13 protein-coding genes are annotated in these 16,303 nt (G+C 53.3%); all 13 read right to left on the reverse strand.

The features are described 5' to 3' along the window. Nucleotides 1–70 precede the first annotated feature (70 nt). The 13 genes from PDUR_RS19455 to hemW all read right to left on the reverse strand — a co-directional run bounded on the left by PDUR_RS19455 (nt 71) and on the right by hemW (nt 16,272). The gene (locus PDUR_RS19455) at nt 71–523 is read right to left on the reverse strand and encodes a hypothetical protein (RefSeq protein ID WP_042207783.1); all 453 of its coding nucleotides are present in this window, start codon (nt 521–523) and stop codon (nt 71–73) included. 252 nt (nt 524–775) lie between these two features. Continuing rightward, on the reverse strand, nt 776–934 hold the full coding sequence (locus PDUR_RS28235) for a YfhD family protein (RefSeq protein ID WP_081949592.1): 159 nt from the start codon (nt 932–934) through the stop codon (nt 776–778). Continuing rightward, nucleotides 934–1,290, reverse strand: coding sequence for a hypothetical protein (locus tag PDUR_RS19460; protein ID WP_042209530.1), 357 nt, complete (start codon nt 1,288–1,290; stop codon nt 934–936). Before PDUR_RS19460 ends, PDUR_RS28235 begins: the two co-directional genes overlap by 1 nt. Nucleotides 1,291–1,494: 204 nt before the next feature. Continuing rightward, nucleotides 1,495–3,516, reverse strand: a complete 2,022-nt coding sequence (locus PDUR_RS19465; protein WP_042207784.1) for a sucrose-specific PTS transporter subunit IIBC — start codon at nt 3,514–3,516, stop codon at nt 1,495–1,497. Between the two features lie 22 nt (nt 3,517–3,538). Next, nucleotides 3,539–5,017: a glycoside hydrolase family 32 protein gene (locus PDUR_RS19470; protein ID WP_042207786.1), complete on the reverse strand. Its 1,479-nt coding sequence runs from the start codon at nt 5,015–5,017 to the stop codon at nt 3,539–3,541. Between the two features lie 227 nt (nt 5,018–5,244). Further along, nucleotides 5,245–6,240 (reverse strand): LacI family DNA-binding transcriptional regulator, encoded by a 996-nt coding sequence (locus PDUR_RS19475; protein ID WP_042207787.1) that lies wholly within the window; start codon nt 6,238–6,240, stop codon nt 5,245–5,247. Nucleotides 6,241–6,377: 137 nt separating this feature from the next. Beyond that, a complete protein-coding gene (gene dnaJ / locus PDUR_RS19480) occupies nt 6,378–7,499 on the reverse strand; it encodes a molecular chaperone DnaJ (protein ID WP_042207789.1) in 1,122 nt (373 codons plus the stop codon). Nucleotides 7,500–7,607: 108 nt separating this feature from the next. Then, nucleotides 7,608–9,452 (reverse strand): molecular chaperone DnaK, encoded by a 1,845-nt coding sequence (dnaK, locus tag PDUR_RS19485; RefSeq protein WP_042207790.1) that lies wholly within the window; start codon nt 9,450–9,452, stop codon nt 7,608–7,610. A gap of 207 nt (nt 9,453–9,659) precedes the next feature. Continuing rightward, nucleotides 9,660–10,250: a nucleotide exchange factor GrpE gene (gene grpE, locus PDUR_RS19490; RefSeq protein WP_052410308.1), complete on the reverse strand. Its 591-nt coding sequence runs from the start codon at nt 10,248–10,250 to the stop codon at nt 9,660–9,662. Nucleotides 10,251–10,298: 48 nt separating this feature from the next. Next, on the reverse strand, nt 10,299–11,330 hold the full coding sequence (gene hrcA / locus PDUR_RS19495; protein ID WP_042207792.1) for a heat-inducible transcriptional repressor HrcA: 1,032 nt from the start codon (nt 11,328–11,330) through the stop codon (nt 10,299–10,301). A 320-nt stretch (nt 11,331–11,650) separates the two neighbouring features. After that, nucleotides 11,651–14,308, reverse strand: a complete 2,658-nt coding sequence (locus tag PDUR_RS19500; protein WP_042207793.1) for a cation-translocating P-type ATPase — start codon at nt 14,306–14,308, stop codon at nt 11,651–11,653. A gap of 197 nt (nt 14,309–14,505) precedes the next feature. After that, a complete protein-coding gene (locus PDUR_RS19505; RefSeq protein WP_269079192.1) occupies nt 14,506–15,012 on the reverse strand; it encodes an N-acetyltransferase in 507 nt (168 codons plus the stop codon). 78 nt (nt 15,013–15,090) lie between these two features. Next, a complete protein-coding gene (gene hemW, locus PDUR_RS19510) occupies nt 15,091–16,272 on the reverse strand; it encodes a radical SAM family heme chaperone HemW (protein WP_042207794.1) in 1,182 nt (393 codons plus the stop codon). Nucleotides 16,273–16,303 lie beyond the last annotated feature (31 nt).

Genomic DNA, 16,303 nt, shown 5'->3' on the forward strand with positions numbered 1-16,303 from the left:
TTTTTAAGGCACGCCGGTATAAAAAAAGAGGCCGGCCGCAGACCGTCCCCTAAATCTGTACTTTCATTTCTTATTGAAACCATTTCAACAGGCCGTGCGGCAAATAGTTGCCGATCCCAATCCTCCCGCTCGGGCTAACTTTAACCCCTATTCCTCCTGCGAATTTAGTGTTGTCCGCTTCCAGCTTGCCGGCCTGAATTTTATCCTTGGAAAAACGAACTTCCAGTTCACTTCCATCCTCCAGGATCAAGGCCGCTCTGGCCTCGGCGCCGACTTGCAGCTGATAGACAGGCCGGCCGCTATTCTCTCTAACTGCAAACACGCCGGGAACGGAATTAACGACGTTCGAATACGGACTCCCAACGGGCTCATTCTTCAAAATTTCGAACACCGGATTATCCTCCTGATGATGCAGAACGCTGACCTTGAGACCATCCGGGGCCGATTCCAGAATAAAATAGCGGTTCGCAAACGACAGCGGTATTGAATACTCCTCGAATTGATAGCCTAAAATGATTGTCATCCTAATGTATCCCTCCTAAACATTCACAATTCGACGCAGGAAGGCGGAACCCTTCTTCACATATGCTATAAAAAATACGGCCTGCGCCGCGAGCTCCATTCCGGAGCTGCCGGTCACAGGCCGTGTTTACATTGCGTAAGACCAATTAGAGAATTTGCCGACGCAGCCTTTGGGGATACCGTGATCGGCCGCCCACTGGACGGCGGGCAAATCCATTCGCCCGGTTTGATATCATCAAAGGATGATGTGATGCTATTCTTCTTCCTCTATGATCTCGTGAAGCTGTCTGCGATCCGCTTCCTGCGCCCGGTCCAAAGCCTTGATGTCGTCCCGGTCCGCTTCCGCAGCGGAAAATTCGACATCCTCATTCTTGGCTTCGAACAGCTTCTTCAGCTTCTCATTCTTGGACATCAGATCATACCCCCAGCTTCCTCAATAATGGACAGAGCCTGGTGAAAGGAGCCCTCATCAACCACGACGGTCAGCAAAATATCCCGCCCTGTCGGCCCTCCCGACCCTCCATGGCTCATCCCGCTCGCACTCGGATCGGCGGCAGCCATTACGCCCGCGTCGGGATATCCGGCAGCAGCCGTTCCCAGGCTTGAGATTAAACCATTGGCCGGACTGGCCTGGGAAGTGAATCCGCCTCCGTAACGGCTGAAACGGTCGATAGATATATCAGTGACCCGCAGCGACTGAAGCTTGCGCGAAGCGCCTTCCGCTTCCTCCGGGCTTTTGAAATAGGCGAGTATATTTTTTTCGGACATCATTTCGTCGCACGCTCCTCTTTGGGTACGGGTAATCACCCGCCGTGATTTCAGGCTTAGAGTGCGCAGGTAAGCGTCAATTTATCCCCATAAGCGCCCGTCCCAACAGAAAGAGGACAGCGCATTCAATCGCGCCATCCTCTTTTAAAGGAAGATCATTAATAATCCTCCAAGAGTATATGAACCTCAACCTTTTTTCCCGTCTCAGGCATGATTGGCAACCGCATAGTTCACTTTCATAATCCGGTCAGCGGCTGCGGTTACCTTTCCGGATGCAGTGACGCTAAAATCAAGCACGCCTTCAATTCCGTTTGGAATAATTACAGGAGTAACAGTGGACAGTCCCGCTCTGCGGATCGTTTCCGGGTCGAATTCGACCAGCAGTTGTCCCGCCTTCACTTGATCGCCGGTGTGAACGTTCAGCACAAATCCTTCGCCTTTTAAAGATACGGTGTCGATTCCAATATGAATCAGCACCTGCACTCCGCTGGCATGCTCCAGAATCACCGCATGCTTGCTCTTCTCCATAACATGTGCCACGACGGCGTCGAAAGGAGCGTACACCTTTCCTTCATCCGGCTGGATCGCAATACCGTCGCCCATCTGTTTCTCGGCAAAGGCCGGGTCGGGCACCTGCCCCAGATCCACCAGCGTTCCGCTTATAGGTGACAGCACGGAGAGCGTTCCGGGAGCGTCCGTCAAGGCAGCGCGGTCTTTGGCAAAAACCGGAACCTTTGTTGGTTCCACAGTCTGACCGGCGGTGTCCCCGGAAGCTTGAACCGTCAAGCCGGCACCTTGCGCATACCCCGTCTCAGCAGCCGATAGCTCTTCCGTACCTTCCGATTCGGCATCACGGTATCCAAACATCCAGGTGAGAACGAAGGATACAGCCATGGCGGTAAGATTGCACAAAATGTACAGCGGAAGCTGACCGTTCATATAGAGCAGGGTACCGGGGATAACGGTGATCGCCATGCCCGTAGCGGACAGTTGAACCAGGGAAGCCAGAAATCCGCCCGCTGCGCCACCGACAAGCCCCATGATGAAAGGCTTCATGAAGCGCAAGTTCACCCCGAAAATGGCTGGCTCGGTAATCCCGAGAAAAGCCGACAGCGAGGATGGCAGCGCCAGAGCCTTCAATTTGAGATTCTTCGTCTTCAGCCCAACGGCGAGACATGCCGCGCCTTGAGCAGCCATTGCGCATGTAATGATGGCGTTGAACGGATTGGAGCCGGTCTTCTCCAGAAGCTGAATTTCCAGGAAATTAAAGATATGATGCACACCCGTAACGACAACAATCTGTTGAAAGAAACCGATCAGCAGACCGGCGATGCCAAACGGCAGTCCAAGCAGATAGGTGGTTCCATTTAGGACAACGGTTTCAAGAGAGTGAAACACAGGTCCGATTGCGAATAATCCAAGCGTGATCATGATCAGCAGCGTAAGGAAAGGCGTCAGAATTAAATCAAGCGCTTCCGGAATGCGCTTACGTAAACGCTTCTCTAATTTAGCCCCAAGTAAACCGATGAAAAAGGCAGGCAGAACGGAGCCTTGGTAGCCAACGACAGGAATGAATCCGAGAAACTTGAGAGGCTCTGCGCTTCCTCCCGCGACGGCGTACGCATTAGGCAGCGCCGGATTGACCAGCATCAGCCCAAGAACGATACCAAGCACCGGACTGCCCCCGAATACCCGAAATGCCGACCAAGCGACAAGAGCGGGCAGGAAAGCAAAGGCGGTGTCGGTCAACACCTGTGTGAACAGCAGAAAGTTCGGCGAGATATCTTCCGGAACGGCTCCGAACAGGGAAAGAATCTGCGGCTGAGTCAGCAGACCGCGCAGGCCCATGAACAGGCCGGTCGCCACCAGGACGGGAATAATGGGGACAAATACGTCCCCGAACGTGCGAATGGCCCGCTGAAGGGAATTCCCCGCTTTTTTCCCCTCCTGCTTAAGATTCTCCTTCGACGTACTCTGAATACCCAGCTTTTCCACTTCCTCGAAGATCCGGTTAACGGTCCCCGTGCCAAAAATAACCTGATATTGCCCCGAGTTGAAAAAAGCTCCCTTAACCTTATCGATGCTCTCCGTACGTTTCTGGTCAATCAATTCTTTATCGCGTACCATGATGCGCAGACGGGTGGCGCAGTGCGCAAAAGAAACGATATTTCCTCTTCCTCCAACAGCTTCTACAACCTGCTCGGCGATTTTTTGATTTTCGGACATAGTGATCTTGGCCTCCCCTAATTTACTCAGTATCCCATTTTATTGCGTCAAATGCTACCCTTCCGCCTTCCGCGAAGAAGTTGACTCCCGTGCTTTCCTCTTCCGGAAAAATCCTCGCTGTGAAGGTTTCCTCCCCGTCATTCACAAAAATTTCTACCGAAGAAACGTCCACGAATAAATGCAGCGTCAGCGTTCCGTCGCGAAGCTCAAGCGGGCATTTTCGTTCCGTTCCGTATTCCAAGGCGAAGCTTTGTCCGGAAAGGGAACGGTCGAGCACCAATTTTTCCTCTACGCGATCGTAATAGATTACCGTTCTCTCATGCCGTCCAGCCCTGAATTCGATGCCGAAGCGGTTTGCTCCGCCGTCCCGTATTTCAACCAGCAGCTCATATGCCGTGCCCGCAAGCTCTGCAATGGACAGCGATTCGTCATTCATAACCGTCTGCACCTCGGTCTTGCGGCCTCTAAGCTTCACCAATTCCCGAACCGGGCTCTGCATCAATTTGCCGTTCTTAAGGGTTAATTCCCGGGGAAGCGTCAGGCAGTGCGCCCAGCCATGATCATCCGTCGGATATTCAACTTCAGGAAGCCCCATCCAGGCTGTCAGCAGACGTCTGCCGTCAGGAGCCTGTGTTGTCTGCGGTGCGTAAAAATCGAAACCGCTGTCCAGCTCGCGGAACTCGCCGTGATCAAATTGCCGATCAGCCAGATGGATAGGCCGTCCGGTCAGATAACCTGCCTGATAGATATTGCGGAACCGGTCGCCCTGCGGAGACAGGCCCTGCGGTGAGAACAGCAGAATGCCTGTTCCATCCAGTTCAAAATAATCCGGGCACTCCCACATAAAGCCGAATGATTTCAAGTCTGTGCCAATCTCCCCTTCAAAATACCACTGGATTAGGTCCGGCGAACGGTACAAGACAACGCTTCCCGTCTCGTTGAGGCGCTGCGCACCGATTACACAGTAGTAGTTTCCGCCCTCCATCCACACCTTCGGGTCCCGGAAATGATCGGTATAGCCTCTGGGAACTTTCAGAATAACCGGCTGCTCCAGCTTGGTAATGACCCCATCCGGCTCCATAACGGCCATACACTGAAAGGGATGTCTGATCCAGTCCGGACTGCGGGTATTCCCTGTATACATCAGGTACAGCTTCCCGTCTTTCTCAATGGCGCTTCCCGAAAAGGCTCCGTGTGAATCGAAGGGGCCGCCAGGAGCGATGCCAATCCCGCGGTTCTTCCAATGAACAAGGTCGGAAGAAGAAGTGTGATACCAATACTTCATGCCGTGCCCCGTTCCCAGCGGAAACCATTGGTAGAACAGATGATATTCCCCTTCAAAAAAGGAAAAGCCATTAGGGTCGTTAAGCAGCCCCACTACGGGTTGGATATGGTACTTCTGCCTCCAGGGACTTCGTTCCGCCAACTGTTTTAGCGATTCCCACTCCCCAGTCTCCGCCTGATCGATTCGCCGATATAATTGCGCTCTGCTCATTTTCATAGTTTACTCCCCTTTACCGGAACCGGTTCCAACTAGTCTAAAAAAATAAGAAACCGGTTCCAACCAGTTTAACAAGAAGAAACGGCTTCGCCGTCCTTTTAGGGACGGTACCGTTTCTCGTAGAAATATAAGACAAAATCATAAGCGCTCAGCTTATAAATTCTTATATTTTAAAAGCGCCTCTCCAAAGAGAAATTTGAAAAGGATCGGAACCGGTTCCAAGGTTATTATATGATGCGTCCCTGCAAATTGTCAACGCTTTCTCTACCGATAATCTCACAATTTAAAATGGTTACCATTTCTACAGGCTCCCGGTTTACTAAAGAAATGATATTTTCGGCGGCAAGCTTGCCCGCCCGCTTATAATTATATTTTACAGTCGTTAAAGCCGGATGTATGATTTCGGTGACATCGTACCCCCCGAACCCGGTTACGGAAATGCCGGACGGAATGGGGATCTGCTTCAAAAAGGCGGCCTTCATCACGCCCAGCGCGATATTGTCGGTTGCGCAAACGATGATCGTAGGCACCCAATCCTCCAGTAAACGTTCTGCGGCGGCTACCGCCTCATTCATTCTGAAGCCCGATTCGTAATACCGGACCTCGCAGTCTTTATGTTCGCCCAGCGCTTTTCTAAAGCCTTCCTTGCGCTTTACACCCACCGCGATATCCTGTTCGGTAACCCCCAGATAAGCGATGCGGCGGTGGCCTTTATTCAGGATATGCTGGCCCATCATATAGCCCGCATGAAAATCGTCATGGACTACACTGTGAAGCAATGAATGCTGCTGACCAATCATGACAACCGGAATTCTGCACTCCCGGATCGCTTTCAAATGCTGCTCCGTAATTTGCGCTGCCATCAGCAGCAGACCCGAAATTTTCTGCCGCGCCAGAGCGTAAATCTCTTCAATCTCCCGGTTCATATCCTGATTGGCACTAGAAATAAGCAATTGATACTGCCGGTCCCGTAGTTCTTCGTCGATTCCCATCAAAGTCTGCGAAACCGCAAACGAATCGAGCCGGGGAACGATGGTGCCGATAATGCTGGTCTTCTTCGCTTTCAGGCTCTGGGCAAACGTATTGGGCACATAATTATGCTGCTTGATAATATGCTCGATCTTTTCCCTTGTCTCTTCACTGACTGATCCGCCGTTAAGGTAGCGGGAGACCGTACTCTTGGCCACACCCGCAGCCCGGGCAATATCGATTATGGTCTTCATCCTTAGGCTCCTTGCTGCATTTTGCCGGCGTTCGCCGCGCACTTGTACTCCATTATACAACAAACGGCAGCCGCTCCGGTAAAGGAGGGACTGCCGTTTTGTTATTTTGATCCAAATCCGTTCAATAGCAGCCTGTACTAATCTCCGCGAAAAGCGCGCTTCATGCGGTCAAAGAAGGACTGCCCCTGCTCATGCGTATTCTCGCCATCGAAGGATGCGAACTGGCGAAGCAGGTCCTTCTGCTCGTCGCTCAGTTTGCTTGGCGTCACCACAATGACCCGGACGTGCTGGTCGCCGGTACCGTTCCCGCGAAGCCGTGGAACGCCTTTACCTTTAAGGCGGAAGAACGTGCCGGTCTGAGTGCCTGCCGGGATTTTGAGCTTGACCTTCTCGGTCAGGGTCGGAATCTCGATCTCATCCCCAAGCGCCGCCTGGGCGAACGTCAGCGGAACCTCGCACAGGATGTCGTCGTTCTCGCGAACGAAGAAATCATGCGGCTTAACGCGGATGACAATATAGAGATCGCCCGCAGGGCCGCCGCGCAGGCCGCCTTCGCCTTCGCCGCTCATGCGCAGCTGCGCGCCGTCGTCCACGCCCGCAGGAATCCGGACATGGATTTTGCGCTGCTTCTTCACGCGGCCGCCGCCGCCGCATGTTGAGCATTTTTCCTTGATAATCTTGCCCGTGCCTCCGCAGTTCGAACACGGTCTGCGGTTGACCATCCGGCCAAGCGGCGTGTTCTGTACAACCTCCTGCTGTCCGCTGCCATGGCAGACGGAGCAGGTTTGCGGCTTCGTGCCCGGCTTCGCTCCGGAACCGAAGCAGGTATCGCAGGTTTCCGTCCGAGGAATCGTAATATCGGTCTCTTTGCCGAACACGGCTTCCTTGAATTCAATGGACATCGTATACTGCAAGTCATTGCCGCGCTGGGGCGCATTCGGATCGCGCCGTCCTCCGCCGCCGAAGAACATGTCGAAAATGTCGCCCAAACCGCCGCCGAAATCCCCGCCGCCAAAGCCGCCGCCCATTCCCTGGTTAGGATCGATATGTCCGTATTGGTCATATCTGGCCCGTCCTTGCGGATCGCTCAGAATATCGTAAGCTTCCTTCACTTCCTTGAATTTAGCCTCGGCATCGCTGGCCTTGTTCACGTCCGGATGATACTGACGGGCCAGCTTGCGGTACGCTTTTTTGATTTCATCTTCTGAAGCGTTCTTGCCTAAGCCGAGCACCTCATAATAATCGCGCTTATCTGCCACTGCCTTCACCTCCGTACAGGAACATATCCCTATTACACATTAAAAGGAAAGCCAAAACGCGGGATGCCCCGGTTTTGACCTTCCCCTAACTTGCGCTATCGTTTAACTTTATCCTTGATTCTTCTCGTCGTCAACCACTTCATAATCCGCGTCGACTACGTTATCACGCTTTGCGCCCTCACCAGCGTCAGCCGCGCCTTCAGCGCCTTGCTGAGCTTGCGCCGCTTGTTCATACAGCTTCACGGACAATTGCTGTACAACTTCGTTCAACGCATCGGTAGCCGCCTTGATCTCTTCCAGATTGTCGGTTTCCAGAGCGGACTTCACTTTGTCCTTCGCCTGGTTCGCCTTTTCAATCTCGGATGCGTCTACTTTGTCGCCAAGATCCTTGATGACCTTATCCGTGGAATAGACGAGCTGGTCGGCGTTGTTCTTCGCTTCCACCAGTTCCTTGCGGGTACGGTCTTCTTCAGCATGAAGCTCGGCGTCCTTCATCATTTGCTCGATATCGGCATCGCTCAGACCGCCGGAGGAAGTGATCGTGATCTTCTGGCTCTTGTTCGTACCTTTATCCGTAGCGGACACATTTACGATACCGTTGGCGTCGATGTCGAAGGTAACTTCGATTTGCGGAACGCCGCGAGGTGCCGGAGGAATTTCACTCAGCATGAAGCGTCCCAGCGTTTTGTTGCCATTCGCCATTTGGCGTTCGCCCTGCAGGACATGAATCTCAACGCTCGGCTGATTATCGGCAAAGGTCGAGAAGATTTGCGACTTGCTGGTCGGGATCGTCGTGTTGCGTTCGATCATCTTCGTGAATACGCCGCCTGCGGTTTCAATACCGAGGGACAGCGGAGTTACGTCCAGCAGGACCACGTCTTTCACGTCGCCGGTCAATACGCCCGCTTGAACCGCTGCGCCAAGCGCAACAACTTCGTCCGGGTTAACGCCTTTATGCGGCTCTTTGCCGGTCAGCTTCTTGATGGCTTCCTGGACGGCAGGAATCCGCGTGGAACCGCCGACAAGCACGATTTTGTCCAGGTCGGCCGGAGTCATGCCAGCGTCGTTCAGCGCCTGGCGAGTCGGTCCGAGCGTGCGTTCAACGAGATCTGCTGTCAGTTCGTCGAATTTGGCTCGGGTCAGGTTGACCTCCAAGTGCTGCGGCACGCCGTCTACAACGGTGATGAACGGCAGGGAGACCGTAGTGGTCAATACGCCGGACAGCTCTTTCTTAGCTTTTTCTGCCGCGTCTTTCAAACGTTGAACAGCCGCTTTGTCCTTGCCCAGGTCGATGCCTTGCTCTTTTTTGAACTCGGCTACGAGGAAGTCGATAATTTTTTGGTCAAAGTCGTCGCCGCCGAGACGGTTGTCGCCGCTCGTCGCTTTTACTTCGAAGAAGCCGTCGCCCAGTTCCAGAATGGAAACGTCGAACGTACCGCCGCCAAGGTCATAGACGAGGATCGTTTGGTCTTCGGATTTCTCCAGACCGTATGCGAGCGCTGCTGCCGTTGGCTCGTTCACGATACGCAGAACTTCGAGACCGGCGATTTTGCCCGCATCCTTGGTCGCCTGACGCTGGCTATCGTTAAAATAGGCCGGAACCGTAATAACCGCCTGTGTAACCGCTTGGCCAAGATAGGCTTCGGCGTCGGATTTCAGCTTTTGCAGAATCATTGCAGAAATTTCTTGCGGCGAATAGTCCTTGCCGTCGATCGTTTCTTTATGGTTTGTGCCCATATGGCGTTTGATCGAGATAATCGTGCGGTCCGGGTTCGTGATCGCTTGACGCTTCGCCGTTTCACCGACAATGCGCTCCCCGTCTTTCTTGAAACCTACAACCGAAGGGGTAGTGCGCGCGCCTTCCGGGTTAGGGATAACGACGGCCTCGCCGCCTTCCATTACAGCCACGCATGAGTTCGTGGTTCCAAGGTCGATACCGATAACTTTACTCACAGTAAATTGCCTCCTTAAAAGTTTTTGCGATTGAGATACTGCCGTGAAAAAAACTTCAGTAAAACTCGCTTCGTAAGCATTCGCTTAAGTTGTTTTGCGATTGGGATTCTGCCCCCGCAGCCTTAATGCCCTCGCCACATGCGGCGGCTGGACGCGGCAATACCGCCGAAAAGAAGCTCCGGCGATTCATGCGTTTATGTAGGCAGATTACATGCTGACTTTGACCATAGCGGGACGAAGTACCTTGTTCTTCAACAGATAGCCCTTCTGGACTTCCTCCGTAACAATGCCCTCTTCATACTCCTCGCTCTCCACCTGCATGATAGCCTGATGGAATTCCGGATTGAACGGCTGTCCTACCGTTTCCATGGGCGTAAGTCCCTCAGACTTCAAAACACCCTCCAACTGGCGGAAAATCATATTTACGCCTTTGGAGAAAGCATCGCCGTCCGAGCCGGCCGGCGCCGTAGCCAGCGCGCGCTCAAAATTGTCGAGTACCGGCAGCAATTCCGTAACCAGCTTAGAGGTGGCGTATTGAGCCAGTTCCTCTTTCTCCTTCAGCGTGCGGCGGCGGAAATTGTCATAGTCGGCCTGAACGCGCAGCACGCGTCCCTGATACTCATCCGCAAGCTCCTGCAGTCGCTTGATTTCATCGCTGTCTCCGGAAGCCTCCTGAACGGCTTCACCAGCCGCTGCTGTATCGTTATCCGAGACCGCCTCGGCCTGATCGGCCGCGCTTTCCTCGTTAATAGCGTTATCTTCGGTCACACCCGAATCTTGAACCTGTTCCTCTTTCAAGTATGTTCACCCCCTTATATTACTAACGGCATTCATTATGCACTAAACTCACTTATACCAGTGACCCAGCATCGCTGTCAAATCTCGGGATAAAACGCCCAAGATGCCCAATACTTTCGCATATTCCATCCGGGTCGGCCCAAGGATGCCTATGCTTCCCACCGCTTCGCCATCGATCGAATACGTCGCGGTAATCAGGCTGCAGTCGGCAAAAGCTTCATGCTTGTTCTCGGTGCCGATGCGCACCTTTATGCCGGTTCCCCCGACGGCCGGTGCCAGCATTTTGAGCAGGGTCGGCGTCTCCTCCAGCAGATCGAGGATGTCCTTTACCTTGTCCACATCGCGGAATTCGGGCTGTGTCAGCATGTTCGTCGCGCCGCTGAGGTAAACCCGCTGCTCCGAATCGCTTTCGAGCGCCGTGTCAAGCATCTGCATGAGTTCCTCGTAATGGGAGATATGACGCTGCATTTCCTGACCAAGCTCGGAATACAGCCTGCTCTTCAGCTTGTATAAAGGCACATTGACCAGCTTGCTGTTCAGCAGATTGACAACCTTCTCCATTTCGGAGACAGAAATCTCCGGCGGAATGCTTACTTTCCGGTTCTCTACCTGTCCGGTGCTGGTGACGATGATCGCCACGGCGGTTCTGTCATCCAGCGGCAGCAGCTGAAAATGGCGCAGTGAAGTATGAAAAACCTCCGGTCCCAAAAGGATGGAAGTGTAATTCGTCATATTGGATAAAATCATAGCCGCATGCTGGATCAACTGCTCCATCGCATTCAGCTTTTCGGCAAAAAAGGCGCGGATTGTTTCCGTTTCGGTCGATCCTGCCGGATTCCAGGGAACAAGGTGGTCCACATAGTAGCGGTAACCTTTATGGGATGGAATCCGCCCTGCTGACGTATGCGGCTGCTCCAAGAATCCAAGCTCCTCCAGGTCGGCCATTTCATTACGTATCGTCGCGGGACTGTACTTGACATCGCCCCGTTTGGATATGCTGCGAGATCCTACCGGCTCGGCCGAACGGATATAGTCATCCACAATGGCATTTAAGATCATTCTTTGGCGTTCGGTTAACATATCATTCCCTCCTGACCGCCCTGTGGATTTTTTCGTTAGCACTCGACTTAGATGAGTGCTAACCGCTATTACAAAAATACCAAAATGACATTAACATTGTCAAGTCGGTCGGCATGGCAGAACGGGCGATTTTATGAACAACGGCGCTTGCTTACAGCATGATCCCGGCATCCGTAACATGCAGCCGCCGCGCCGGAACAGCGAAGGCCTCAGACTCTGCCGGGAGTGTGCCTTCGCTGCCGGATCACGGAGCTGTTGTAAGAAATTCGATAATAGTATGACGCCGATCTATATTCCGTTTAGGGCTTAGCCCTCGCTAATCAAGATGTGGTTTTGGCGCCGGATAAACCGTTTCTCAGCAGCTTGACGACTTCCATTAAAATCACGGCGGCCAGCGCCAGTCCGGCGGAGGTCAGCCACTGCTCAAGCCCGAAATGAGCCGGTATGGAGAAGAATTGCCGGACACCGGGCAGAACCGTGAACCCATACAGGCAAAGGCACAGCAGGACCGCTCCGAGAACATACTTATTGCTGAAGAATCCGGCCTGGAACGCCGTCTGTGTATTAGAGCGGGCGGCAAAGGTCTGCAGCGTACGGGCCAAAATAAGAGTGGTGAAGGCCATCGCGACGCTGATTTCCTGCGAATGCCGCATTCCGATGTACTGGGAGGCGATGACCGCCGCGCCGATTAGCAGGCCGCGTGTAATAACGACCTGAAGGGTCCCCCCGGCGAAGATTCCTTCTTTAATATTTCTTGGTTTGCGCTTCATGACATCAGGCTCCGCCTTCTCCATGCCGAGCGCGATGGCGGGCAGCGAGTCATTGACCAGATTAATGAATAGCAGTTGGATAGCCGTAAACGGATTGATCCAGTTAAAGATCAAGGCGAACAAAATCGCAATAATGGCGCCCAAATTGCCGGCGAACAAATAAGCGATCGCCTTCTTGATATTGTCGAACACCGTCCGGCCGACGCCGACCGCCTTCACAATGGATACGAAGTTGTCATCGGTCAATATCATGGCGGCCGAGTCCTTGGCGACATCGGTGCCGCTGCCCATCGCCACGCCGATATCGGCCTGCTTCAGCGCCGGAGCGTCGTTGACGCCGTCCCCCGTCATCGCCGTGATTTTCCCTTTCTTCTGCCAAGCCCTTACGATCCGAATCTTGTTCTCGGGCGAGACACGAGCATAGACGCCGATGGATTCAAGCCTCCGGTCAAGCTCTTCGTCGGACATCGCATCCAGCTCCTGTCCGGTAACGGCAATTGCATCCCCTGACATGAGGCCGATATCCCGTCCGATGGCTTGCGCGGTCGTCTTGTGGTCGCCGGTAATCATAATGGTACGGATGCCGGCTTTGTTCGATTCCGCAATCGAATCGTATACCTCTTCGCGCGGGGGATCGATCATGGCCGTGAGACCGACCAGAACCAGCCGGTGCTCATCTTCCAGGCCGACATCCTTGGAATCGCCGCCAATCGACTTGTACGCGTAGGCGAGCACACGAAGCGCCCGGCTGGAAAAGTCTTCGTTGGCCTGTATGAACTTAGAGCGCATCTCATCGGTAAACGGAGCCTCCACCCCGTCCAGCAGCACCCGGTCGCAGCGGCTGAACAGCACATCCGGGCCGCCTTTGGTAAGAATCGTCTTGCGTCCATTGAAGGTATGGACCGTGGTCATCAGCTTCCGGTCTGAATCAAAAGGGATCTCCGCTTCTCTTGGAAATCTACCTCGAATTTCCATGTAGTCTTTATTTTTGCTGCGGCTAAACGCAATCAGCGCCACCTCAGTCGGATCGCCGAGTTCTTTTCCCTCTTCATTAATATGAGAGTCATTGCATAAGACCGCGATATGCAGCAGTCTTCTTTCCCCTTCCGACCATTCCTCGTAGTCGTCCTGAAACAGCTTTTTCCCGGCGCCAGGCAGGTAGTAATCGACAACCGTCATTTTGTTCTGGGTAAGGGTCCCTGTCTTGTCGGTGCAGATAACGCTGGCTGAGCCGAGTGATTCCACCGCAGGCAGCCTCCGGATAATCGCGTGCTGCTTGGCCATCTTGCTCGTTCCGACTGACAGAACAATGGTAACAATCGAAGACAGAGCTTCGGGTATGGCGGCTACGGCTACCGCAACCGCAAACATTAGCGCATCGAGAATGGCATTGCTCATTTCGGCACCGTCACTGGATACCCAAGCCCGCAAGGCCTGAATGCCGAATATCAAAATGCATAACAGCAAAATGACAACGCCAAGCCTCTTGCCGAAGCTCTCCAGCTTACGCTGCAGCGGCGTGCTCTTCGCCTCTGCGCTCTCGATAAGCCCCGCAATTTTGCCGATTTCGGTATCACCCGCAGTCCCGGTAACTATAAAGCTGCCGCGCCCGTACACGATTAAAGATCCGCTGTACACCGTATTGCGCCGGTCGCCCAAAGGCGCCTCCGTATCGATCACATCCCCATGCTTCTCTACGGCTTCCGATTCTCCGGTCAGCATTCCTTCCTCAACCTTCAAGCTTTCACTCTTCAAAATGCGTCCGTCCGCGGGCACATAATCACCAGCCTCCAGCAGCACAATATCGCCTTTGACCAATTCCCGTGCCGGGATTCTCCTCGTCTCGCCGCTGCGGATTACCTTGGCTTCAGGCGCCGCCAGCTTACGCAGCGCATCCAGCGAGCTTTCGGCTTTTAGGGTCTGAGCCACGCTGATCACCGCGTTGAGCAAGAGCACGAAGACGATAATCAGGGTTTCAACAACATGACCAAGCGCGCCCTGAATCCCTGCGGCAACCAGCAGTACAATAACTAGCGGGTCTTTAAAATTGTCCAAAAAAAGCTTCCAGACCGGAACCCTTTCTCTTCCTTTCAACTCGTTGTACCCGCTCGTTTCCAGCCTCTTCTGTGCTTCCTCCGCTGTAAGGCCGGCATCGGTGCCGTTTACCTCTTTCAGCGTTTCAGGCACAGTACTGCGATAGAATTCCATTTGTTCCGCTCCTCTCCCGATGGGTATCCTAATCTTCGGACATATCCTCTATCTTTGTCCTTCCAGCTTCTAATTACCCGTACGAAAGGGAGCAGATAAACGTTTCATAGTATTTTTGTGACAAAGCAAACAACCACTCCCCCATCAGACGGACGAGCGCCCGGCGGGAAAGTGGTTATATTAGATAGCAATAGGAATTAGTCCAGCATTTTGAGTACGGCAATTTCGTCGCAGGCGTCCTGTTTGGAGCAGTTGACACAGTCTGTCCATACCTTTTCGGGAAAAATCTCCTTGTTCACGATATGAAATCCGTTCTTCAAAAAGAAATTAACGGCATAAGTCAGCGCCATAATCTTCGGAATCTTCTGGCGTCTCGCTTCTTTGGTCAGTTCTTCCACAATCATTGAACCGATGCCTTGGCCCTTGCACTCGTCACGGAGGCCGAGCGAGCGTACCTCTACAAGATCGTTTCCAAGCCTGCATAGTGAACCGCAGCCTACAACCCTACCGTCTATTTCAGCCACAACGAACTGATCGATCTGCCGTTCCAATACCTTCCGGGAACGAGGCAGCATGATTCCGCGCTGCGCATACTCTTCTATCATTAAATACAACGGCTCAACGTCTTCCAAAGTAGCGCTTCTGCAAATGGCTGCAGATATTGGTTCCGGCGCTGCGGGTTCAGGTTTCGGCTTGGCTAGCACTATGCTTCACTCCTCCATCAAATAACTATGAATAAATATACAACACGGTGAATGAGGATTCAACACTTATTTTAAAAATTATATATCTGTCAACACTCCGACAAATTCTCCGAACACATCGTTTCCGAACAGAAGGCCCTGGCGGCTTAACCGGTAGCTTCCGCCTTCCTGCTCAAGCAGGCCGGCAGTCAGCATTTTACGCAGCGGTCCCCCGAACACCTCATCCAGCGGCCGGTCAAACTGCTCGCGGAAAGCGGCGTCGCTTATTCCATCGCGCATCCTCAGACCCACCATCATGAAATCCTCCATGGCCTCTTCACGCGATACCAAATGGGAGTTCAGCCGGGGCAGGCCGTTCTTCGCCGCTTCAATGTACGGACCTACGCCCTTCACATTCATATGCCGCATACGCTGCACGTAACCATGCGCTCCGGCGCCGAGTCCGTAATAATCCTGATTGCGCCAGTACGTGATATTGTGGCGGCTCTCCATTCCGGGCTTGGCGAAATTGCTGATCTCATACTGCCTGTATCCCGCCTCTTCCATGGACGACATCAGCAGCAGATACATGGACAGTTCGTCCTCTTCGCTTGGAAGCGGCAGCTGATTCTTGTTAAAAAGCGAATGGAACAGCGTGTTCTCCTCCACCTTAAGGCTGTAAATCGAATAGTGGGGCAGGCCGAGGTCCAGCGCCCGCTTGATGCTTTCGCCCAGCATATCGACCGTCTGGTTGGGAAGGCCGAACATCAGGTCGATCGACAGGTTCGTCAGCCCGGCGGCGCGGGCATTGTCAAGGCTGCGGTAGACGTCGCCCACATTGTGGATGCGCCCGATTCCGCTCAGCAGGTCGTTCTGAAATGCCTGTACGCCAAAGCTTACGCGGTTAACTCCGCCCGCCTTCATGACCGCCAGCTTGTCAGGATCGGTGGTGCCGGGATTCGCCTCCATCGAGAATTCGATATCCTCGGCCCAGTCCGGGAAGCAGCCGCGCACCGTCTTCAGAAAATACTCCATTTCATCCGGCTTCAGCACGGTGGGGGTACCACCACCTACAAATATGCTCTTGATGACTCCCGGCGGTCTTTCTTGAACGGTCAGCTCCATTTCCCGCTCCAGCGCCCGCAGATAGTCCATTACAGGCTGATCCTTCAGCACATAAGAGTTGAAATCGCAGTAAAAGCACTTGTTCGTGCAAAAAGGAATATGAATATATACCGCCTCGGGCGGACGGCTGCTAGGTATGCCGGAATAGTTAGTCATAAGCTGTCCTCCTTAGAATGAAAAGGGAAGC

The organism is Paenibacillus durus, assembly GCF_000756615.1.
Lineage (GTDB): Bacteria > Bacillota > Bacilli > Paenibacillales > Paenibacillaceae > Paenibacillus_AQ > Paenibacillus_AQ durus.